Raw genomic sequence first — 19312 nt, forward strand, 5'->3', positions numbered from 1 at the left:
GTCAGGACCGCGGCCGGATGAAGTAGGGCAGCGTGTCCTCGTCGGCGCGCGGCGTCCAGGTGAGGGTCGCCTTGCCGGCCCACACGGTCGGCAGCGTCACGATCGGGATCTGGCCCCGATCCGCCACCGCCATCGCCTGCGCCTTCTGGAACAGGGCGCGGCGCTTCTCCTCGTCCATGGTGAACAGCGCCTCGGCGATCAGCTTGTCGAGTTCCTCGTTGCAATAGTGGCTGGCGTTGAACGGACCGAGCCGCCCGCCGGGCTTCTTGCAGTGCACGAAGCCGGAGAGCGCGTAGCCCGCCTCGCCGGTCAGCGTGCCCCAGCCCGCCATGGTGATCGGGTAGTCGCCGCGCGTGCGGGCGGGGAAGAAGATCGTGCGCGGCTGCGCGTTCACCTGCACCTCGAGTCCGATCCGCGCGAAGAGCTGGCCGAGCGCCTGGCAGGTGGCGCCGTCGCCCGGCAGGCGGTCCGACGAGCAGTAGAGCGGGAAGCGGAACCCGTTCGGGTAGCCCGCCTCGGCGAGCAGGGCGCGCGCGCGTGCCGGATCATGCGGCAGCGGCTTGGCGTCCGGATCGGCGCCGAACATGTAGTTCGGCATGAGCTGCGCGGCCGGGGTGGCGTAGCCCTCGAACACCGACTGCACGATGCCCTGCCGGTCGATCGCGAGGCTGAGCGCCTCGCGCACGCGGCCGTCGAGGAACGGGTTCTTCGGCAGGGGGTTGCCCTGCTTGTCGGTGATCATGCGCATCGCCGGCACCGACATGTCCTCGCGCATGTCGGGGTAGAGGATGAAGGTGTAGATGCTCTCGCCCTGGAACACGGCGACGTTGCGGTCGCGCTTCAGCCGCGCGATGTCGCTCACGGGCACGTAGTTGATGAAGTCCACCCGGTTCGAGAGCAGCCCGGCGACCCGCGCGGCGTCGTTCGAGATCTCGACCAGCGTCACCTTCGCCCAGGGCGCATCGCCCCGCCAGTGGCCGGGTGCCCGCTCCACCACCAGATCCCCGCGCGGGGTCCAGGAGACGAACCTGAACGGCCCCGTGCCGATCGCGGCCTGGCCGGAGTTGAACTCGGCGGTCTTGCTGTCCGGCGCGATCCGCGACGAGACGATGAACATCCGTGTCATGTCCTGCGGCAGCGCGGCGTGCGGCGCGTTCGTGGTGATGCGGATCGTGACGTCGTCCACGATCGAGACACCGGCGATGGTGCGGGTGTAGAGCGTGAGCCCACCATCCGGTCCGGCGACCGCGGGGATGCGCTCGATCGAGAACTTGACGTCGCGCGCGGTGAAGGGACTGCCGTCGTGGAACTTCACGCCCTCGCGCAGCTTGAACTCCCAGGTGGTGTCGTCGATCGTCCGCCACGACACCGCCAGCCCCGGCTGAACCTGCAGCTTCTCGTCCACCCAGACGAGGGTGTCGAACATGTTCTTCACGGCGGCGGAGTGGTTGCCGAGCGCCATGTAGGCCGGATCGATGCCCTCGGGCCCGGCGCGCACGCCCACCCGCAGATCCTGCGCGGCGGCCGCGCCGGCCCAGGCAAGGGTCGCCGCCGCGGCCAGCAGGCGCAGGCGGCGGAAGGGTTTCGTCGTTCTCACGGTCTCGTCTCCCCGTTGACCTCGCAGCCGGGGAGCGTAGCCTCCACCCCCCTGGCCGCAAGAGGGGAATCCGCGTGCTGGTCCGCGAGGCCAACTGGATGCAGGTGGAGGCATGGCTCCGCCGCGACGACCGCTGCGTGCTGCCGATCGGGTCGATCGAGCAGCACGCGCATCTGAGCCTGGCGGTGGATGCGATCCTGGCGGAGCGCGTGGCAGCCGAGGCGGCGGAGCCGCTCGGCGTGCCGGTGTTCCCGGTGATGCCCTACGGGCTCGCGCCCTATTTCATGGCCTATCCCGGCACGGTCAGCCTGCGCGTCAGCACGCTGCTCGCGGTGGTCGGCGACATCCTCGACAGCCTGCATGCGCACGGGTTCCGGCGCATCCTGGTCGTCAACGGCCATGGCGGCAACGCGCCGGTCGATGCGTTCTGCCGCGAGTGGGTCGCGCGCCAGCCTGCCGGCACGCGGGTTCGCTTCCACACCTGGTTCAACGCGCCGCGGGTGTGGGCCAAGGTGCAGGCGACGGACCCGGTCGGCAGCCATGCGTCCTGGCTCGAGAACTTCCCCTGGACGCGGCTCGCCGCTGCCGCCACACCCGAGGGCGCGAAGCCGCCCGTCGATGCCGAGGCGATGAGGCAGCGCCCGGCAGGCGAGATCCGCGCCATGCTGGGCGACGGCAGTCTCGGCGGTCGCTACCGGCGCCCCGACGAGGAGATGCTGGCGATCTGGCAGGTCGGGGTGGAGGAGACGCGGGCGGCGATCGAGACGGGGTGGGGCGATGCCTGAGGAGCCGATCCTGGTGTGGGGCGCGGGCGCGATCGGCGGCACGGTCGGCGCGCTGCTCGGCCGCGCGGGCCACGACGTCACCTTCGTCGACATCGTCGCGGAGCATGTCGCGGCGATCCGCGATCCGGCGCGGGGACTGCGCATCACCGGTCCGGTCGCGGAATGTCGCGTGGTCGCGCCGGCCTTCACGCCGGGCGAGCTCACGGGCACCTGGCGCAGGGTGTTCCTGTGCGTGAAGGCGCACCACACGGCGGAGGCGACGCGCGCGCTCCTGCCGCATCTCGACGCCGACGGCCATGTGCTCAGCCTGCAGAACGGGCTGACCGAGCGCATCATCGCCGGCATCGCGGGACACGCACGCACGGTCGGCGCCTTCGTCAATTTCGGCGCCGACTGGCTCGCCCCCGGCGAGATCCTCTACGGCAACCGCGGCGCGGTGGTGATCGGCGAACTCGACGGCGCGATCACCGACCGGCTGGGGTCGCTGCACCGGACGCTGCTCGACTTCGACGACGCCGCGGTGATGACCGGCAACATCTGGGGCTATCTCTGGGGCAAGCTCGCCTACGGCGCGATGCTGTTCGCCCAGGCGCTGGGGCAGGACAGCATCGCCGGCGCGCTCGGCAATCCGCGGCTGTTCGGGCTCTGGCGCGCGCTCGGGGCCGAGGTGATGGCGGTCGCCGCGGCCGAGGGCGTGCGGCCGGAGGGGTTCAACGGCTTCGATCCGGCGGCGTTCATGCCGGGTGCTCCGGAGGCGGCGGCGCGCCGCTCGATCGACGCGATGGTCGCGTTCAACCGCACGAGCGCCAAGACGCACAGCGGCGTCTGGCGCGACCTCGCGGTGCGCAGGCGGCGCACGGAGGTGGATGCGCAGATCGCGCCCGTGGCCGAGATCGGCGTGCGCCACGGCCTCGCCTGCCCGCTGACCGCGCGGCTCGTCGCGATGATCCACGAGATCGAGGAGAGACGCCGCCCGATGACCGATGACAACCTGATCGAGCTCGCCTCCCTCGTGGGCCAGCCGGCATGATCCTGCGCTTCGACGGCCGCGCGATCGCGGTCACCGGCGCGGGCCAGGGCATCGGCCGGGCGATCGCGCGCGGCTTCGCCGAACGCGGCGGCCGCGTGTTCGCCTGCGACATCGATCCCGACGCGCTCGCGGCCGCGCGGCGCCTTCCCGGCATCGTCGCCGACGTCGTCGACCTCACCGACCGCGCCGCGGCGGTGTCCTGGATCCGCAAGGCCGAGGAGGCGGCGGGCGGCGCGCTCGACGTGCTGGTGCACGCGGCCGGCGGCGTGTGCGGCCAGGCGGGCCGGCCGATCGAGCAGGTCACGCCCGGGGACTGGGACGCGATCGTCGCGATCAACCTGACCGCCGCCTTCACGGTCGCCCAGGCGGCCGCGCCGGCGATGAAGGCGCGCCGGCGGGGGCGGATCATCCTGATCTCCTCCGGCGCCGGGCTCGGCGTCTCCAAGACCGGCATCCAGGCCTATGCGGCGGCGAAGGCGGGCGAGATCGGGCTCGCGCGCCAGCTCGCCCACGAGCTCGGCCCGCACGGCATCACGGTGAACAGCGTGGCGCCAGGGTTCATCCTCTCGAACCCCTCCACGATGCGGCAATGGGCCGCCTATGGCGAGGCGGGCCAGCGCGCGCTCCTCGGCGGGATCGCGGCGCGCAGGCTCGGCACGCCCGAGGACATCGCGCACGCGGTGCTGTTCCTCGCCAGCGACTACGCGGCCTACATCAACGGGCAGACACTCAGCGTGGACGGAGGGAAATGATGGACGCGCGCGTGACCGACGGCGTGGAGGGCTGGCTCGCGCAGAACCGCGACGCGCTCTGGAACGACTATCTCGACCTGGTGCGCATCCCCTCGGTGTCGGCCAAGCCCGACCACGCGCAGCATGTGCGGCGCGCGGCCGAGTGGGTGGCGGAGCGCTGCCGGCGGATCGGCCTGGAGCACGTCGAGATCTGGCAGGAGGGCGGCCAGCCCGCCGTCTATGCCGACTGGCTCCATGCCGAGGGCGCGCCGACGATCGTCATCTACGCCCATTTCGACGTGCAGCCGCCCGAACCGCTCGAGCTCTGGACCACCCCGCCCTTCGAGCCGACGGTGCGCCAGGGCCGCGTCTATGCGCGTGGCGCCTCGGACGACAAGGCGGGATTGTTCATCAGCCTCGCCGCCCTCGAAGCGTGGATGCGCACCGAAGGCCGCCTGCCCTGCAATGTGCGCGTCTTCTACGAGGGCGAGGAGGAGATCGGCAGCCCCTCGCTCGCGGCGATCCTGGCGAAGCACAGGGGCAGGCTGACGGGCGACCTCGTGCTGTCCGCCGATGGCGGGATGCTGTTCGAGGATCGGCCCGACGTCTCGGTCTCCACCCGCGGCATCGCCAAGCTCGAGGCGACGCTGCGCACCGCGGCGAAGGACCTGCACTCGGGCAGCTTCGGCGGCGCGATCGCGAACGCAACCCTGCTGCTCGCGCGGCTCGTCGCCACCCTGCATCACGAGGACGGCCGCGTCGCGGTCGCGGGCTTCTACGACGGCGTGCGCGAGACGACGGAGCGCGACCGCGCCGAGCTCGCCGCCGTGCCGTTCGACGAGACGGCCTTCTTCCGCGACATCGGCGCGCTGGGCATCTGGGGCGAGCCGGACCGCTCCGTGCTGGAGAAGATCTGGCTGCGCCCGACGCTGGAGATCAACGGGCTGTGGGGCGGCTACCAGGGCGCGGGCTCGAAGACCGTGCTGCCCTGCGAGGCGCATGTGAAGATCACCTGCCGGCTCGTCGCCGGCCAGGATCCGGCGCGCATCGCCGCGCTGGTGGAGGCGCATCTGCGCGCGCACTGCCCGAAGCTCGCGACGCTGGAGGTGACGTCGCCGGGGGGCGGCGCCGGCGCCTACGAGATCGCGGCCGACCATCCGGCGCTCGCCGCGATCGAGGCCGTGCTGGAGGGCGTCTATGGCGTGAAGCCGTTCCGCTCGCGGCTCGGCGGCACGCTGCCGCTCTGCGCCCTGTTCAAGTCGGAGCTCGGCCTGGACACCATCCCGATGGCGTTCTCGACCGGCGACGAGGACTACCACGCGCCGAACGAGTTCTTCCGCGTGGCGAGTTTCGACCGCGGGCTGACGGCCTGGGCGCGCGTGTTCCCGGCGCTGGCGCGGCTGTAGCGCTCCCCCGTCCCGGGCTTCTCGTCCCGGCGGGGAGGAGGGGCGCGGCGCGACCGGGTCCCGTCTGCCGCGTGCGGGAGAGGATGAGAGCGGAGGCCGGCTACCGCCCCGCCGTCTGCACCGACTGCGCGCGCAGCTCGCGCGCCCGCGCCAGCACGCGGTCCTCGAGCGCGGTCGCGGTGTCGGGGGTGACCGGCACGTCCACCCACTGGCCGCGCGTGTTCACCTGGCGGAACACCGAGATGCGCACGCCGTCGGCGCGGAGCTGGCGGCCGAGGATGTAGGCGGTGACCTTGAAGCGTTCGGCCGGCGTCTCGGGCGGGGAATACCAGTCGGTGATGATCACGCCGCCGAAGGGATCGGCCGAGGCGAGCGGCATGAAGGAGAGCGTGTCCAGCGTGCCGCGCCAGAGATAGGCGTTCACGCCGAGCGCGCCGCCGGCATCGTCGCGGCCCGACCGGTCGGTGCCGAAGATGATCAGGCCGCGATCGCCGAACAGGCGGCCCTGCTCGATGCCGCGCCGGGGATCGTTGTACTCGCTCTCCTCCACATAGCGGCCCTGGCCGCAGGCGGCGAGGGCGAGGGCGGCGGAGAGGATCAGGGTCGAATGTCGCATGGCGGCCACCGAGGTCAGCGCTCCGGGGGCACGGATGGACCCGGGCGCGGCGCGCGTCAACCGGGATCGCCCGCCGGACAGAAGAAACCGGACGGAAAAAGGGGGGCGGGTTGCCCCGCCCCCCGTCACGACGGCCGAGGCCGTCAGGCATTCACCAGACGATGCTGACGCCCAGCAGGCCGACCTGGGCCTTGAAGCTGTCCTGCGTGCCGGTCTCGAAGCTGTTGAAGTCGCGGCCGCTCTCGCTGACCTTGGACCACAGATACTCGGCGAAGAGCGCGAGGCCCGGCGCGAGCGCGTAGGAGGCGCCGAGGCCGAAGCCGCGGTCGCGCTGGTTGGCGGCGATGCCCTGGTTGCCCTCGCTGCGCAGCTCGTGATAGGCCGCGCCGAGGGTGATCGCGCCGATGGTGTAGCGGGCGCCGAGCTGCCAGCCGAACATGCCGTTCTCGCCGCCGCCGCCCACCTTGCGCAGCGCCGTGAAGCCGCGGTTGGCGCTGCCGCCGTAGATGTTGCCGCCGACGGTCAGGCCCGCGAAGCTGATCTCCGCGCCGCCGATGCCGACCAGCGGGTTCTTGAAGTCGGCATTGGCCGGGTCGGCGTCATCCACCGTGCCGGCGGTGCGGATGCCGCCCGACACCGCCACGCCGACCGGGCCGAAGGTGCCGCGGTAGCGCAGCATGGCGTCGATGATGTTGCGCAGGCGGCCGGGGGTAGCGTTGGTACCAATGCCACCACCACTGTCAGAGGCGCGGTCGCACCCGCCGAACGAGCCGTTGGTCGTGCCGCAGATGCCGTTCAGGTTGCCCTGGTTGGCGCCGTAGCTGATGCCGGCGTCGAAGCCGAAGAACTGCGGCGTGTAGTAGCCGATCGCGGTGAAGCTGTTCACCACGGACGACGAGAACCAGAAGCTCGACGCCACCGCGCCGCCCTGGCCGGTGTAGACCACGTTCGCGTCACCGTCGAGCAGGCCCGAGGCGATCGAGCCCATGATGTGGCCGACATGCATCTGCTCGACCGCCGCGACCGTGCCCGTGCCGAAGCGGAGCTGGCCGAGGGTGGGCGTGCCGATGTAGCCGACAGTGCGGCGGAAGAACAGCGTGCCGCGGCCGTCGCCGATGTCGCCGTCGCCCGGCATGCGGATCTCCAGGCGCGCGCCGTAGCGCAGCCCGTTCGCCGCCACGCCGTCGGCGCCCACCCAGATGCGGCCGTAGGTGAACAGGTCGAAGTTCGACAGCTTGCCGCCCGTACCCGCCGGGATGGGGCCAGCGCCATCGGTGTCCACACCGAACGGCTTGCTGTCGCCGTCCTGGCTGACCAGGGCGCCGTAGAAGCGGAAGCGGCCCTGCACGTAGCCCGTCAGCCCCGGCTGCGGCGTCTGCCCCGAGACCTCGGCGGCCGACTGCGCGCGCGCAGGCGTCGCACCATCCGCCACCAGCGCGGCGAAGCCTGCCGCCGTGGCGAGGAGGATCTTGCGCATCCTGTATCCCTCTCCTGAGTTTCACACACGCCGGCCGACCCGGCGCCGTTCCTGGCCCCCTCCCCGATCGCGGCACCGGCGCCCGCGCGCCGGGCCCGAGCCGGATCACCGAGCCTGGGCCAGACTATGGTCAAGCCCGCGCGAGCGTGTCCACGGGGTGCGCGCGGCCGATCGTGCGTTTCAGGGCACACCGTGGCACGGCTGCAACAGGGGGACGGAACCCTCCCCGAACGCCGCGCCGAAGGTGGCCATCAGCGCCGCGTCAACCTCCGCCATCGCGGCGGTGATGCCCAGGCGCGCGAGGCTGGTCACGCCGTGGTCGCGCACGCCGCAGGGCACGATGCCGTCGAAATGCGCGAGCTCAGGCTCCACGTTCAGCGCGAAGCCGTGCCAGGTGATCCAGCGCGTCACGCGCACGCCGATCGCGGCGATCTTCGCCTCCGTGCCCGCGCGCCGGTCCGCCACCCAGAGGCCGATCCGGTCGGCCCGCGTCTCGGCCCGCACGCCGAGCCGAGCGAGCGCCGCGATCAGCCACGCCTCGAGCCCGTGCACGTAGGCGCGCACATCGGGCCCGCGCCGGCGCAGGTCGAGCATCACGTAGCCCACCCGCTGGCCGGGGCCGTGATAGGTCCACTGCCCGCCGCGCCCGGCGCGGTAGGTGGGCAGGCCCGCGGGGTTGAACAGGTCCTCGTCGCGCGCGCTGGTGCCCGCCGTGTAGAGCGGCGGGTGCTCGACCAGCCAGACGCATTCGGGCGCCGTGCCGGCCCGGATCGCGGCGACGCGGGCCTCCATCGCCGCGACCGCCTCGGGGTAGGGCGTCAGACCCTCGGCGATGCGCCATTCCACCGCGCCGGACAGCGTTGCGGGTGCGAGGTCCATCCGCTATACCCCCGCCCTCGGCTGGCGGCGCGGTCGTGGCGGAACTGGTAGACGCGCAAGCTTGAGGTGCTTGTGGGGGAAACCCCGTGGAAGTTCGAGTCTTCTCGACCGCACCAGCCGGCGTGCCATGGCCCGCATGTAGCGGGGCGGGGCGGATGCGAAAAGGGCGGAAGCGAAAAGGGCGGGGGGTGATCCCCGCCCTTCGCGTCCTGCGGGGCGGTCGCCGTCAGGCGCGGCGGCGGAGGGCGGCGAGCGCGACGAGCCCCAGGCCGAGGAGGGCGAGCGAGGCCGGTTCGGGAACGGCCGTGCCCTCGACCTCGAAGTTGAAGCTCGAGGTCTGGTCGGCGATGGTCCAGGTCGCGCTGTCCACCGCGCCGTCGAACGTGCCACTCCAGCCCGACCCGACGCCGAGCGAGAAGCCCAGGATCACGGCATCCGGGAAGTAGGCCTGCCACTCGGCCAGGGTGGCGTCGTAGGCATAGGGCGTGGCGTTGATGTTGGCGGCGAAGCCGATGCCCAGGCCGAAATTCCACAGATAGGTCGAGGAGGCGATCGTCTCGGCCACCCAGGTGTCGTCGATCACGCCGCCGCCGTTGTAGGCGCGCTCGAACACCAGACCGCCGCGATCGCCGAGCGTCGCGAGGTCGCCGTCGGCGTCCAGCAGCACGCGCATCACCGGGTGCAGACCCGCCCCCGTGGTGCTGCCGCCGTCGCGGTACCACTCATAGCCGAAGGTCGAGAGCGCCGAGAACGCGCCGAGCGATCCGGCCGCGGAGTAGTTGCCCGCGAGGTTCACCCCGTTCGCCAGGAACTCGATGTCGGCCTTGGCGGCACCGGAGGGACTGGCAAAGGATGCCGACCCGGTGCCGTTGCGCGGATGGTCGGTGCTGATCCCGACCGTGCCGCCGTTGCGGACGTTGTTGTAGTACCAGCCGGTCGCGCCGACCGCCTGGCCCTGGTTCGATGGGCCGGCATTGGTGAACGAATCGCCCGGCGCGGGATCGTTGGCCGGCACGATCGTCGCGGCCTGGGCCGCGCCGAGGGTCAGGCCGGCCGCCGCCAGAGCCGCCAGGGCCACGCGGTGATGCATCATTGCGATCTCCCTTCTCTTTGCTGCGCGCGCGACACGACCGGCGCCGACGCAACGCGGGCGCCCGCCATGCAAACCGCACGCCGACGCACGCAGTGGCCTGATCAGCCTGACGATTTCATTGCCCAACTGCAATCCGCCGCGCCGCCTGTAAAGTTTCCCGACACGCCCGCCCGCCGCGCGGCGGGCCCCCATCCGCCCCCGGGGGGTCGCCTTGGCGGGCGCGCCGCGCTATCCGCTCGATCCAGCGTCCACCCCTGCCGAGGGCTCCGCCGCATGACCCGCGAGGATTTCCGCAAGGCGGCACTCGACTACCACCGCCTGCCGCGGCCCGGAAAGCTCAGCGTCGAGCCGACCAAGCGGCTCGCCACCAACCACGATCTCGCGCTGGCCTACTCCCCCGGCGTGGCCGCCGCCTGCGAGGCGATCGCCGCCGACCCGGCCGCGGCCTCCGACTACACCGCGCGCGGCAACCTGGTCGCGGTGATCTCGAACGGCACCGCCGTGCTGGGGCTCGGCGCGATCGGGCCGCTCGCCGCCAAGCCGGTGATGGAGGGCAAGGCGGTGCTGTTCAAGAAGTTCGCCGGCATCGACGTGTTCGACCTGGAGGTGGACGCCACCGACCCGGCGCGGTTCTGCGACGTGGTGGCGGCGCTCGAGCCCAGCTTCGGCGGCATCAACCTCGAGGACATCAAGGCGCCGGAATGCTTCGTGATCGAGGCGGAGCTGCGCCGGCGGATGCGGATCCCGGTGTTCCACGACGACCAGCACGGCACCGCGATCATCGTCGCGAGCGCGATCCGCAACGGGCTGATGCTGCAGGGCAAGCGGCTCGAGGAGGTGAAGCTCGTCACCTCCGGCGCCGGGGCGGCCGCGCTCGCCTGCCTCGACCTCCTCGTCGCGATGGGGCTCAGGCCGGAGAACGTCACGGTGACCGACATCAAGGGCGTGGTGTTCGAGGGCCGCACCGAGCTGATGGACCCGTGGAAGGAGAAGTGGGCGCGGCCGACCGCGGCGCGCAGGCTGGCGGAGGCGCTGCCGGGGGCGGACATCTTCCTCGGCCTCTCCGCCCCGCGCGTGCTCGAACCCGCTTGGCTCGCCACCATGGCGGAGAGGCCGCTGATCCTGGCACTCGCCAACCCCGAGCCAGAGATCATGCCCGAGGCCGCCAAGGCCGCGCGGCCCGACGCGATCATCTGCACCGGGCGCAGCGACTACCCGAACCAGGTCAACAACGTCCTCTGCTTCCCCTTCATCTTCCGCGGCGCGCTGGATGTGGGCGCCACCACGATCAACGAGGCGATGAAGATCGCCGCGGTGGAGGCGATCGCCGCGCTGGCGCGCGAGGAGGCGTCCGACGTGGTGGCCGCCGCCTATGGCGGGCACGCGCCCGGCTTCGGCCCCGAGACGATCATCCCCAAGCCCTTCGACCCGCGGCTGATCCTGCGCATCGCCCCGGCGGTCGCGCGCGCGGCGATCGCGAGCGGGGTCGCGACCCGACCGATCGAGGACTTCGCCGCCTACCAGGCCCGGCTCGCCGGTTTCGCCTACCGCTCGGGCCAGCTCATGCGCCCGGTCTTCGCCGCCGCGGCGCAACGCCCGATGCGCGTCGTCTATGCCGAAGGCGAGGACGACCGCGTGCTGCGCGCGGCCCAGATCGCGCTCGACGAGGGGATCGCGCAGCCGATCGTGGTCGGGCGGCGCGAGGCGATCACCGCGCGCATCGCCGCCCTCGGCCTCCGCCTGCGCGAGGGCGAGGGGCTCACGATCCGCGATCCGGCTGCGGACGAGGCCGTGTTCGGCCCGCTGCGCGAGCCCTATCACCGCCTGGTCGAGCGCAAGGGCATCCCGCCCGACACCGCCGAACGCCAGCTCCGCACGCGCCCGACCGTCGCCGCCTGCATGCTGCTGATGGCGGATCTCGCGGATGCGGCGATCTGCGGCACGATCGGGCCCTGGATGCGCCACTGGGAACGGGTGCGCGACATCGTCGGCCGGCGGCCGGACGTGGGGCGCGTCTCGGCGCTCTCGGGGCTGATCCTGCCGGCCGGGCCGATCTTCGTCGCCGACACCCATGTGAACCCCGACCCGACCGCCGAGCAGATCGCCGAGATGACCGGGCTCGCGGCCGACCAGGTGCGCCGCTTCGGCATCGAGCCCAAGGTGGCGCTGGTCAGCCATTCGAATTTCGGCTCCTCCGGCTCGGCCTCGGCGAAGAAGATGCGCGCCGCGCTGGCGCTGATCGCGGCGCGCTTCCCGGATCTCGAGGTCGAGGGCGAGATGCACGCCGATGCCGCGCTGTCCGAGGCGATCCGGCTGCGGATCTTCCCCCGCTCGCGGCTCAGGGGGGTGGCGAACCTGCTGATCATGCCGAGCCTCGATGCCGCCAACATCGCCTTCGAGCTCGTCAAGGCCGCGGCCGACGGGCTGCCCGTCGGGCCGATGCTGCTGGGGATGAACCGGCCGGTGCACATCCTCAACCCGACCGTGACCGCGCGCGGCATCCTGAACGTCACCGCGCTCGCGGTGCGCGAGGCGCAGGAACGGGCGGGGTAGGGGGCGGCCGCGCGTGCGGCGTCGCGGACGGCCGCGCCTTTCCAGCCGGCCCCGCGCAGCCTATCTGAGAGGCCGGATGACCGGGGACCGACGCCTCACCGACAGGCCGACCAGCGCCGCCGTCGCGGCGTTCCTCAAGCGCGTCGAGACCATGCCCGCCGTGCGCGCGGGGGCGGGCAGGCGCGGCCGCCTGCTCTTCACCATCGACGCCACCGCCTCGCGCCAGCCGACCTGGGACCGCGCCTGCACGCTGACGGGCCACATGTTCGAGGCCACGCGCGCGCTCGGCGGGCTGTCCATGAGCCTCGCCTACTACCGCGGCTACGGCGAGTTCATGGCCACACCCTGGCTCTCCGACGTGGACGAGATCACGCGGCGGATGACCACCGTGACCTGCCTCGGCGGCCAGACCCAGATCCAGAAGGTGCTCGAGCACGCGATCGCCGAGACCCGCCGCGAGCGCGTCAATGCGCTCGTCTTCATCGGCGACGCGATGGAGGAGAACCCCGACATCCTCGCCCACCGCGCGGGCGAGCTCGGCATGCTGAACTGCCCCGGCTTCTTCTTCCAGGAGGGCCGCGATCCGCTGGTCGAGCGCTGCTTCCGCGAGCTGGCCCGCCTCTCGGGCGGCGCCTACGCGCCCTTCGACCTCTCCTCGGCCGATACGCTGCGCGACCTGCTCGCCGCCGTCGCGGTCTACGCCGCCGGCGGGCGCGAGGCGCTCTCCCGCCTGCCGCCGTCGCGCAGCGGCGCCGCGGCACTGCTGACGCACCAGCTCGCCGGCCGGCGCGGATGACCTGGTTCCTCGTCGGGGTCGCGGCAGTCGCGCTGCTGCTCTGGTCGGCGCATGCCTTCGCCAATGCCCGTCCCGAGACGATCAAGACGGTCCTGAAGTGGCTCGCGCTCCTGTCCGGCGGCGCGCTCGCCCTGTTCCTGCTGTTCACCGGCAAGGGCGGGCAGGCCCTCATGCTCGCGATCGTGCTCGGCCCGCTGGTGATGCGCTGGCTGAACCAGTGGAAGGCGCGCCGCACCTTCGGCGCCGGGCCGGGCCGCGAGGCGCGCATCAGCGAGGTCGAGACCGCGACCTTGCGCATGCGCCTCGATCTCGACAGCGGCACGATGTCCGGCACCGTGCTGCGCGGCGCGTTCCGCGGCCGCGAGCTCGCCGAACTCGCACTCCCGGACCTGATCGCGCTCTGGCTCGACTGCCGCGCCACCGACGGCGAGAGCGTGCCCCTGCTCGAGGCCTGGCTCGATCGCGCCTTCGGCGAGGCCTGGCGGGATGCCGCCGAGGACGCCGCCGGCGAGGCGCGCGGCTCCTCGCGCGCAGACCACGGCCGCGCCTCCGGCGCGATGACGCGCGAGGAGGCCTACGCGATCCTCGGGCTCAGGCCCGGCGCCTCCGACGAGGAGATCCGCGAGGCGCACCGCCGCCTGATGCGCAGCGCGCATCCCGACCGCGGCGGATCGGACTGGCTCGCCGCGCGCATCAACCAGGCGCGCGACCTGCTCCTGGGAGACTGACGCGATGACCGACTTCGCCGCCCGCCGCGCCGCGCTCGCCGCGCGCCTGCGCGCCCGGGAATTCACCGTGGTGCCCGGCATCTTCGACATGATCTCGGCGAAGATCGCCGATCGCGCCGGCTTCCCCGCGCTCTACATGACGGGCTACGGCACGGTCGCCTCGCTGCTCGGCCTGCCCGATGCCGGCCTCGCCACCTATACCGAAATGGTGGAGCGGGCGGGACGCTTCGCCCACGGCATCGCCGCGCCCCTGATCGCGGATGCCGATACGGGCTATGGCGGGCTGCTCAACATCCGCCACACCGTGCGCGGCTACGAGGCCGCGGGCGTGGCCGCGATCCAGCTCGAGGACCAGGAGTTCCCGAAGAAATGCGGCCACACGCCGGGCAAGCGCGTGGTGCCGCTGAAGGAGGCGGTGCGGCGGATCGAGGTCGCCGTGGACAGCCGCAGCTCGGCCGACCTGCTGATCGTCGCGCGCACCGACGCGCGCGCCCCGCTCGGCCTTGACGAGGCGCTGCGCCGCGCCGAGGCCTTCGATCGCGCCGGCGCCGACGTGATCTTCGTCGAGGCGCCGGAGAGCGAGGCCGAGATCGAGGCCGTGCTGCGGGTGACCTCGAAGCCGGTGCTGCTGAACCTGGTCGAGGGCGGAACGACTCCCGTGCTCGCGCCGGAACGGCTGCGCGCGCTCGGCGTGACCGTCGCGCTCCATCCGACCGCCGGGTTCCTGGCCGCCGCCGAGGCCATGCGGCGGGGCTACGCCGCGCTCAGGGAGCGCGGAACGACGCTGCACTCGCCGGTGCCGCTGCATGACTTCCGCGCCTTCTCGGAGATGATGGGATTCCCCGAGGTCTGGGCGTTCGACGCGCGCTGGGCCGAGTAAGGCCCTGCGCGCGGGAAGCCGGGGGGATGCGGCGACGATGCGCGCCGCAGGACCCGCACCCGATCAGCCGGCGCCGTGCACGAAGGCGCGCAGCCCCTCCGCCTCCTGCTCGACGTCCTCGATCCGCTTCTTCACCACGTCGCCGATCGAGACCAGGCCGACCAGCCGCCCCTTGTCCTTCACCGGCAGGTGACGGATGCGCCGCTCGGTCATCAGCGCCAGCACCCTGTCCACCGTGTCCGCCGGCTGGCCGAACACCACCTCGCGCGTCATCGCCCCGGCCACCGGCATGGCGAGCGCGGCCACGCCGTGGCCAGCGATCGCGCGCACGATGTCACGCTCGGACAGGATGCCCGCGACGTCCTCGCCGTCCATCACCAGCACCGAACCGATGCGGCGTTCGGCCATCAGCTTCGCCGCCGCCTCCAGCGTCTGGTCGGGGCGGATGGCCACTACCTCGGGACCCTTGCTGTTCAGGATCGCGGCAACGGTCATGGGGTCTCCTCCGATCCGACGGGGAGGGCGCCCGGTCCCTCCCGGACGGGAGCGAGTCTTCCACTTTCACAACCGGCGGCGCAACCGTCGGGCAGGGCAGGGCAAGGCCGATCGGCCCCCGGCCCGCCTCGAGGGCCGGTTCCGGCCGGTCGGACCCTAGTCCGCCGCCGGGGCGAGCTGCGTCGCCACCAGGTCGGCGAAGATGCCGCCGCGCGCGACCAGATCGTCGAAACGGCCCTGCTCGGCGATGCGGCCCTCGGCGAAGACCAGGATCTCGTCGGCGTCGCGCACCGTGGAGAGGCGGTGCGCGATCACGAAGGTCGTGCGGCCCCGCATCAGCGCGCGCAGCGCCCGCTGCACGCGCGCCTCGGTCGCGGCGTCGAGCGCGCTCGTGGCCTCGTCGAGGATCAGGATCGGCGGGTCCTTGAGGAGCGCACGCGCGATCGCCAGACGCTGGCGCTGCCCGCCCGAGAGCGTGGCGCCGCGCTCGCCCACCAGCGTCTCGTAGCCCTTGGGCTGGCGCAGGATGAAGTCGTGCGCCTCGGCCAGCCGGCACGCGGCCTCGAGCTCCTCCTGCGTGGCGTCCGGCTTGCCGACCCGCAGGTTGTCGGCGATCGAGCGGTTGAACAGCAGGCTCTCCTGGAACACCACGCCGATCTGCGCGCGCAGGGAGGCGAGCGTGACATCGCGGATGTCCACCCCGTCGACGGTGATGCGCCCTGCCTGCGGATCCCAGAGCCGCTGCAGGAGCGCCATCGCGGTCGACTTGCCCGCGCCCGTCTGGCCGACCAGCGCCACCGTCCGCCCGGGCGCGGCGGTGAAGGAAACGTCGCGCAGCACGGGCGGCCCGCCGGGATAGCCGAAGGTGACGTGCTCGAACGCGACCTCGCCGCGCACGCGGCCGAACACGACCGCGTCCGGCTTCTCCGGCACGGTCGAGCGCGTGTCCATCACCTCGAAATAGAGCGCGACCGCCGGCATCTGCATGAACAGCGTCGAGACGAAGCCGACCGCCTGCTCGAGCCGCGCGATCAGCAGCGTCGCGAAGCCCATGAAGGTGACGATCTCGCCCACGCTCGCCCGCCCCGCGAGGGTGAGCCAGGTGCCGAGCACGAAGATCGCGATCACCGTGAGCGTCGAGGCCGCGCGCGTCAGCACCGTCAGCAGCGCCCACCAGGTCAGCACCGGGAACTGCGCCGCGAGCAGGCGGCGCATGGTGTCGCGGAACTGCTGCGCCTCGGCCGAGAGCCGCACGAAGGACTGCACCACCATCACGTTCGCCAGCGCATCGCCCGCCGTGCCGGCGAGCGTGGCGTGATGCCCCTCGACCTCGCGCTGCGCCTCCTGCGTGCGCCGGATCACCGCCGCGGCGGCGACCGCGAACAGCGCCGCGAGCACGATCAGCAGCGCGGCGAGCCGCCAGTTCATCAGGAGCGTCAGCGGCAGCAGGACCAGCGCGATCACGAAGGTGGCGAGGTGCTCGCGGAAGAAGCCGAGCCACACCCAGAACATGTTGTCGGCGCCGCCCAGCATGATCTTCAGCAGCCGTCCCGAATGGGTATCGCCATGGAACGAGAGGGGCAGGCGCAGCACGTGCTCGAAGAAGCGGTGCATGGCGGCGAGCCGGTTGCGGTGCGCGAGCCGGTCCGCATGGAGCGCGACCAGGATCGCCGCGACGATCCCCGAGAGCCCGACCGCCGCCCAGATCGCGAGCAGCGTCACGGTGCCGGACCAGACCTCTTCGGCGGGGCGGGTCGCGCCGGTCGCCAGCATGTCGACGACGCGGCCGAACAGCACGGGCTCGAGGAAGGTCAGGCCCGCGAGCAGCACGTTCGCGACCGCGAGGGCGATCGCGGTGGCGCGCTCCGGCGCGAGCAGGCCGAGGACCCGGGCATAGAGACCCGTGAAGGACATGGACGCTGCCTACGCCTTGCCTGCGGCGGGATCAGGGCGGGGTGTCAACGCCCGGCTGGCGGGCCCACCGCCGGCCCCGGCGGCGGGGCGCAGCGTGCCGCGCCCAGGAAGGCCAGGGCCGCCAGCACCCCGCAGGCCACCATCACGACCTGCACCGGCCGGTAGTCGCCACCCGCCGCCTGCCAGAGCCAGGCCGCCGCATAGGGCCCGATCGCGCGCGCGACGATCCCGGGCGTGCCCAGCGCGCCGGAGACCGCGCCATAGCCCTCGCGCCCGAACAGCTCGGCCGGCACGGTGCCGCGCACGATCGTCAGGATCCCCCCCGAGGCGCCGTACAGGACGACATAGACCCCGGCGAGCCACCACCACTGCCCGACCCCCATCAACGCGACGATCGCCACCGGCTGCGCAGCGGCGGCGAGGATCGCCACGCGGCTCGGGCGCACGCGCTGCAGCCCGGCGAACTCGAGCACGCGCCCCGCCACCTGCATCGGCCCGGTGAAGGAGGCGATCGCCACCGCCGCGGTCGCCGAGAGCCCCGCCTCCTGCAGCATCGGGATCGCGTGCACGGCGACGATCGAGAACAGCACCGCGCCGGTGGTGAGCGCCAGCGCCACGAACCAGAAGGCCGCCGCGCGCAGGATCGGCCCGAGGGGGCGCCGCGCCGCGCCGCGCGCCACCCGCGCGCCCGGCAGCAGCGTCGCGTGCAGCGGCAGGCAGACCAGCAGGGCGGCGGCGGCCCAGATGCGATAGGTGCCGCGCCAGCCGAGGCGCGGCAGCAGCGCCGCCGTGATCGGCCAGGCAACGGTGCTTGCGAGCCCGCCGGCGAAGGTGAGGATCGTGATCGCGCGCCGCGCCTGGTCGCCGAAGGAGGCCGTGATGGTGGCGAAGGCGGGCTCGTACTGGGTCGCCGCCATCGCCGCGCCGGTCGCCACCCAGGCGGCGAAGAACCAGGGCTCGGACGGCGCCGCGGCGAGGCCAGCGAGTGCGAGCGCGGACAGCACCGACCCCACGCTCATGACGATCCGCCCGCCGAAGCGGTCGAGCAGCAGCCCGACCGGGAAGGAGCAGAGCCCCTGCGCCAGGAGCCCCAGCGAGTAGGCGCCGAAGATCGCCTCGCGCGACCAGCCCTCGGCCTCGGCGATCGCGGGGGCGAGCACGGCGATCGCGTAGTACTGCGACCCCCAGGCGATGATCATGGTGACGGAGAGGGCGACGACCGCGCGCCAGGGCAGCGCCGGTCCGGATGGGGCGGACATGCGCGGACGCTAGCCGCGCTTGCCCGCGCGCGACAGGGGGCTCAGCCGCGCAGGAGCCGCTCCAGCGCCCCGCCGAGCCCCACGCTCGCGCGCCCCGTCGGCGCGGCGTAGCTGCCCGCGCGCGGCCGCCTCACCCCGAGCCCCACCAGCGCCTCGGCCAGACGCACGCCTGCCGCGATCCCATCCACCAGCGGCACCGGCACCTCCGCCTGGATGCGCCCGCCCATCCCGGCAAGTGCCGCGCCGCCGAGGATCACCGCATCGGCGCCATCGCGCGCCAGCCCACGCGCCGCTTCCGCCACTTTGGCCGCGACGCCAGCCGGATCGGAGGCCGCGTCATAGGGGCTTGCCGCGACAAGCCCGATCCCCGAGAGCCGGGACGACAGGCCGTAGGACGCGATCAGCTCGCGATAGAGCCCCGCCGAGGAGAACGTCACGAGACCGAACCGGCCGCCCAGCATGCAGGCGGCGAGGCACGCCGCCTCGGTCATGCCCACCACCGGGATCGGCAGGAGCTGACGCGCGGCGGCGAGCGCGGTGTCGTAGGAGACCGCCAGCACCGCCGCATCGCAGCCCTCGTGGTGCTCGGCCAGGCAGTCGAGGATGGCATGGCCCGCGATCGCGTTCTCGACGCGCGAGGCGATGATCGCCGGGCCGAAGCGCGGCGTCGCCGCGACGATCTCGGTGCCCGGAGAGGCGGCGGTGCGCGCCGCCGCGGCGCAGATCTCCGTCACCGCCGCGGTGGTGTTCGCGTTCGCGACGAGGATGCGCAGGCTCATGCGGCACCCCGCCGGCGCGACGCCTCGTAGCGGCTGCGCTTGGAGCGCGCGGCGCGCGCCGGCACCTCCGCGCGCGCGAGCAGTTCGCCGAGCCAGGCCGCCGCGCTGGCGGCCGCGCGCCGGTGCACCTCGAGTTCCAGCTCGTGCTGTTCGGCGCCGTCCGGCATCTGCGACCGGTCGAGCGCCAGCACGGCAGCCGCGCCGCAGGGCAGCGTGATCTCCACCTCCGTGCGCTCGTTGCGGAACCCGCCGGCGGGGCGCACGGGCCTGCCGTCCGCGGCCGCGGCGATGCGG

General features: G+C 73.0%; 18 protein-coding genes and 1 tRNA gene. 9 read left to right on the forward strand and 10 right to left on the reverse strand.

What is annotated here, in order from left to right:
• Position 1: 1 nt before the first annotated feature.
• Entirely contained in the window at positions 2-1597 is a 1596-nt protein-coding gene (locus FK498_RS05930; RefSeq protein WP_141852553.1) for an ABC transporter substrate-binding protein, read from the reverse strand.
• A 74-nt stretch (positions 1598-1671) separates the two neighbouring features.
• Between FK498_RS05930 and FK498_RS05935 the strand changes: the two genes are divergently transcribed.
• The 4 genes from FK498_RS05935 to FK498_RS05950 are packed head-to-tail and all read left to right on the forward strand — an operon-like array spanning position 1672 to position 5549.
• On the forward strand, positions 1672-2382 hold the full coding sequence (locus tag FK498_RS05935; RefSeq protein WP_141852555.1) for a creatininase family protein: 711 nt from the start codon (positions 1672-1674) through the stop codon (positions 2380-2382).
• Positions 2375-3412: a ketopantoate reductase family protein gene (locus tag FK498_RS05940; protein ID WP_141852556.1), complete on the forward strand. Its 1038-nt coding sequence runs from the start codon at positions 2375-2377 to the stop codon at positions 3410-3412. Before FK498_RS05935 ends, FK498_RS05940 begins: the two co-directional genes overlap by 8 nt.
• Positions 3409-4164, forward strand: coding sequence for an SDR family NAD(P)-dependent oxidoreductase (locus FK498_RS05945; protein ID WP_141852558.1), 756 nt, complete (start codon positions 3409-3411; stop codon positions 4162-4164). Before FK498_RS05940 ends, FK498_RS05945 begins: the two co-directional genes overlap by 4 nt.
• On the forward strand, positions 4164-5549 hold the full coding sequence (locus FK498_RS05950) for a dipeptidase (RefSeq protein WP_202614761.1): 1386 nt from the start codon (positions 4164-4166) through the stop codon (positions 5547-5549). Before FK498_RS05945 ends, FK498_RS05950 begins: the two co-directional genes overlap by 1 nt.
• A 100-nt stretch (positions 5550-5649) precedes the next feature.
• Here FK498_RS05950 and FK498_RS05955 read toward each other — a convergent pair whose 3' ends face one another.
• The 3 genes from FK498_RS05955 to lipB form a co-directional block, all read right to left on the reverse strand.
• Entirely contained in the window at positions 5650-6165 is a 516-nt protein-coding gene (locus FK498_RS05955) for a DUF3576 domain-containing protein (RefSeq protein ID WP_202614762.1), read from the reverse strand.
• Between the two features lie 151 nt (positions 6166-6316).
• Complete coding sequence (locus FK498_RS05960) at positions 6317-7642, reverse strand: porin (RefSeq protein ID WP_141852562.1); 1326 nt, start codon at positions 7640-7642, stop codon at positions 6317-6319.
• 180 nt (positions 7643-7822) lie between these two features.
• Positions 7823-8521, reverse strand: coding sequence for a lipoyl(octanoyl) transferase LipB (gene lipB, locus FK498_RS05965; RefSeq protein WP_141852564.1), 699 nt, complete (start codon positions 8519-8521; stop codon positions 7823-7825).
• Positions 8522-8550: 29 nt separating this feature from the next.
• On the opposite strand from lipB, the gene FK498_RS05970 reads away from it, so the two are divergent.
• Positions 8551-8637 (forward strand) — tRNA-Leu (locus tag FK498_RS05970).
• Positions 8638-8747: 110 nt separating this feature from the next.
• On the opposite strand, the gene FK498_RS19710 is transcribed toward FK498_RS05970, so the two are convergent.
• Positions 8748-9611 carry a PEP-CTERM sorting domain-containing protein gene (locus FK498_RS19710; RefSeq protein WP_202614763.1) on the reverse strand — a complete coding sequence of 288 codons (864 nt, stop codon included), beginning with the start codon at positions 9609-9611 and terminating at the stop codon, positions 8748-8750.
• Between the two features lie 276 nt (positions 9612-9887).
• On the opposite strand from FK498_RS19710, the gene FK498_RS05980 reads away from it, so the two are divergent.
• The 4 genes from FK498_RS05980 to FK498_RS05995 all read left to right on the forward strand — a co-directional run bounded on the left by FK498_RS05980 (position 9888) and on the right by FK498_RS05995 (position 14571).
• Positions 9888-12167, forward strand: a complete 2280-nt coding sequence (locus FK498_RS05980; RefSeq protein WP_141852566.1) for an NADP-dependent malic enzyme — start codon at positions 9888-9890, stop codon at positions 12165-12167.
• A 76-nt stretch (positions 12168-12243) separates the two neighbouring features.
• The gene (locus FK498_RS05985; RefSeq protein WP_202614764.1) at positions 12244-12963 is read left to right on the forward strand and encodes a VWA domain-containing protein; all 720 of its coding nucleotides are present in this window, start codon (positions 12244-12246) and stop codon (positions 12961-12963) included.
• Positions 12960-13691, forward strand: a complete 732-nt coding sequence (locus FK498_RS19900; protein WP_141852570.1) for a DnaJ domain-containing protein — start codon at positions 12960-12962, stop codon at positions 13689-13691. Before FK498_RS05985 ends, FK498_RS19900 begins: the two co-directional genes overlap by 4 nt.
• Before the next feature lie 4 nt (positions 13692-13695).
• The gene (locus FK498_RS05995) at positions 13696-14571 is read left to right on the forward strand and encodes an oxaloacetate decarboxylase (protein ID WP_141852572.1); all 876 of its coding nucleotides are present in this window, start codon (positions 13696-13698) and stop codon (positions 14569-14571) included.
• A gap of 63 nt (positions 14572-14634) precedes the next feature.
• On the opposite strand, the gene FK498_RS06000 is transcribed toward FK498_RS05995, so the two are convergent.
• The 5 genes from FK498_RS06000 to FK498_RS06020 form a co-directional block, all read right to left on the reverse strand.
• Complete coding sequence (locus tag FK498_RS06000) at positions 14635-15066, reverse strand: CBS domain-containing protein (RefSeq protein WP_141852574.1); 432 nt, start codon at positions 15064-15066, stop codon at positions 14635-14637.
• A gap of 156 nt (positions 15067-15222) precedes the next feature.
• A complete protein-coding gene (locus tag FK498_RS06005) occupies positions 15223-16980 on the reverse strand; it encodes a glucan ABC transporter ATP-binding protein/ permease (RefSeq protein ID WP_141852576.1) in 1758 nt (585 codons plus the stop codon).
• A 44-nt stretch (positions 16981-17024) separates the two neighbouring features.
• Positions 17025-18239, reverse strand: a complete 1215-nt coding sequence (locus tag FK498_RS06010; protein ID WP_141852578.1) for an MFS transporter — start codon at positions 18237-18239, stop codon at positions 17025-17027.
• Between the two features lie 41 nt (positions 18240-18280).
• Positions 18281-19018, reverse strand: a complete 738-nt coding sequence (locus tag FK498_RS06015; RefSeq protein WP_141852579.1) for an aspartate/glutamate racemase family protein — start codon at positions 19016-19018, stop codon at positions 18281-18283.
• Positions 19015-19312 (reverse strand): hypothetical protein (locus tag FK498_RS06020; RefSeq protein ID WP_237560848.1); only part of this gene is annotated, 298 nt, incomplete at its 5' end. The genes FK498_RS06020 and FK498_RS06015, both read right to left, overlap by 4 nt.

The organism is Elioraea sp. Yellowstone (assembly GCF_006704265.1).
Lineage (GTDB): Bacteria > Pseudomonadota > Alphaproteobacteria > Acetobacterales > Acetobacteraceae > Elioraea.

Bases quoted from the DNA above. Each gene is read 5' to 3' on its own strand.
- FK498_RS05985 (WP_202614764.1), top strand. From the start codon at position 12,244: ATGACCGGGGACCGACGCCTCACCGACAGGCCGACCAGCGCCGCCGTC.
- FK498_RS05945 (WP_141852558.1), top strand. From the start codon at position 3,409: ATGATCCTGCGCTTCGACGGCCGCGCGATCGCGGTCACCGGCGCGGGC.
- lipB (WP_141852564.1), bottom strand. From the start codon at position 8,521: ATGGACCTCGCACCCGCAACGCTGTCCGGCGCGGTGGAATGGCGCATC.
- FK498_RS06015 (WP_141852579.1), bottom strand. From the start codon at position 19,018: ATGAGCCTGCGCATCCTCGTCGCGAACGCGAACACCACCGCGGCGGTG.
- FK498_RS05940 (WP_141852556.1), top strand. From the start codon at position 2,375: ATGCCTGAGGAGCCGATCCTGGTGTGGGGCGCGGGCGCGATCGGCGGC.
- FK498_RS19900 (WP_141852570.1), top strand. From the start codon at position 12,960: ATGACCTGGTTCCTCGTCGGGGTCGCGGCAGTCGCGCTGCTGCTCTGG.
- FK498_RS06000 (WP_141852574.1), bottom strand. From the start codon at position 15,066: ATGACCGTTGCCGCGATCCTGAACAGCAAGGGTCCCGAGGTAGTGGCC.
- FK498_RS19710 (WP_202614763.1), bottom strand. From the start codon at position 9,611: ATGCATCACCGCGTGGCCCTGGCGGCTCTGGCGGCGGCCGGCCTGACC.
- FK498_RS05980 (WP_141852566.1), top strand. From the start codon at position 9,888: ATGACCCGCGAGGATTTCCGCAAGGCGGCACTCGACTACCACCGCCTG.
- FK498_RS05950 (WP_202614761.1), top strand. From the start codon at position 4,164: ATGGACGCGCGCGTGACCGACGGCGTGGAGGGCTGGCTCGCGCAGAAC.
- FK498_RS06010 (WP_141852578.1), bottom strand. From the start codon at position 18,239: ATGTCCGCCCCATCCGGACCGGCGCTGCCCTGGCGCGCGGTCGTCGCC.
- FK498_RS05995 (WP_141852572.1), top strand. From the start codon at position 13,696: ATGACCGACTTCGCCGCCCGCCGCGCCGCGCTCGCCGCGCGCCTGCGC.
- FK498_RS06005 (WP_141852576.1), bottom strand. From the start codon at position 16,980: ATGTCCTTCACGGGTCTCTATGCCCGGGTCCTCGGCCTGCTCGCGCCG.
- FK498_RS05960 (WP_141852562.1), bottom strand. From the start codon at position 7,642: ATGCGCAAGATCCTCCTCGCCACGGCGGCAGGCTTCGCCGCGCTGGTG.
- FK498_RS05955 (WP_202614762.1), bottom strand. From the start codon at position 6,165: ATGCGACATTCGACCCTGATCCTCTCCGCCGCCCTCGCCCTCGCCGCC.